Consider the following 1,531-nt stretch of genomic DNA (forward strand, 5'->3'; position numbering starts at 1 on the left):
GGACTCCGTCCCGCTGGTGCGATCGGAGCCGCAGCGGGTTTGGCCGTCTCCGCCCAAGGGCTTGCTGATTTCGGCCACCACCCCGCAAGACTTGGCAGCAGAAGCCGCTTGGCCGGGATTCTATGCTGGGGTACTCACCTATCTGCTGACGCAGTACCTGTGGGAAACCACGCCTGCCACTCGTCTGCTGGTGGCCTTTAACCAAGTGGTTAGCCGGCGAGAGCTGGGCCTATTCGCCTGCCAACGCCCCACCTTGGAAGGCAAAGACACTGCTCGACACATCCACCCCTATTTTCTTGCGCCCACGCAGGCAGGGGTGAGCGGGGTAGTCCAAGAAGTGAAGGGGAATCGGGCTCAGGTGTGGTTAGGCGGGATCCCATCGGCGGCCCTGTGTGGTTTGCAGCCGGGTACTCTTTTGGTTCCCATTCCCGCCGATCCTTCCGCCTCTTCGCCGACGCCGCTGCTCATGCGTTCTCGCAGTGGGCTGTTGGCTCAGGTTCAGATGGCCAGTCCGGAAGGGCAGCTTCCCCCTGTGGGCACACCTTTGCGGGAGCAGCTGCGCGGCCTCTCCAGCACGCTCAAGCTTTTGGTTGGCCTAGAGGAGAACCTGGGCCGCATTGAAAAGGTGGATCTGACCAATGCCATTGCCGGCTACAGCTGGATGGAAACGGCCAACCCCCGCGAGCGACAGGTGGACTGTTTGTTGGGCCGCATCACCCCGGAAATGGCCACTGCTTTTAGGACTCCGTCCCGCTGGCGCGAACGGTCGGATACCCTGCTCAAGCCTCTGGAAGTGAACAGCTACAGCCTGTTCTGGCCGGGGCGAGAATTGCTCCTGAATTCTTGTGGCCCGGCAGGAGAAGCCGCAGCAATGGCCGTCCAGCGGTTAGCTCCCCGTCTTGCCCATCTGCTGGCTGCCAAACGTTTGCGCACCACCCTCAATGCGGTTTCCTCTTCCTTGGCAGTGGTGGCGGAGTTGGCTGTCAAAGGTAGAGCTGCCAATCGCGCCAGCGGGACGGAGTCCTTAGCTCCCTCGTTGGCGGCACGCCTTGTCCAGTCCGCAACTTCCGCTCCTGCTGAGGTGGGTATGCAGCGGTTTACGCGAGGGGATCCCTTGCATCTCACCCTTTGCAACAACAGCGAGCAGGATCTCTACGGCTACCTGTTGCTGATCGACCCGACCGGACAACTGCACCTGCTGGCCCCCCTGCCTCAGGACAACTTCACCACACCTCTTCGCTTGGAAGCCAAGAGCAGTTTAACTTTGCCACCCTTGCCGGAGGTCGATGGCGAGCTGCGCTCTGCTGTGAGCTCTGACTTGCTCACCTGTCATGCCCAAGGGCTGACGGAGCTGTTGTTTGTGGCCAGCACCCGCCCCCTGTCCGCCAGCTTGGAAGCCCTCAAGGCTATGGCCCGCAAACTGGGGGTAGCCCGTTCGCCGATGTTGCTCAATGGGCCGCTGGAATGGACGCAAACGCTCCTCGAGGAGTTGACTCAGCGTGCCTCCGATCGCGCCAGCGGGACGGAGTCC

General features: G+C 62.0%; 1 protein-coding gene. It reads left to right on the forward strand.

The genetic code is table 11. The features are described from left to right. Window positions 1–1,531, forward strand: a 1,531-nt coding sequence (locus NW818_RS13690; protein ID WP_414424866.1) for a caspase family protein, incomplete at both ends; no start/stop codon positions are given.

Origin of the sequence: Synechococcus sp. R6-5, assembly GCF_047461775.1 — a bacterium.
GTDB lineage: Bacteria > Cyanobacteriota > Cyanobacteriia > Thermostichales > Thermostichaceae > Thermostichus.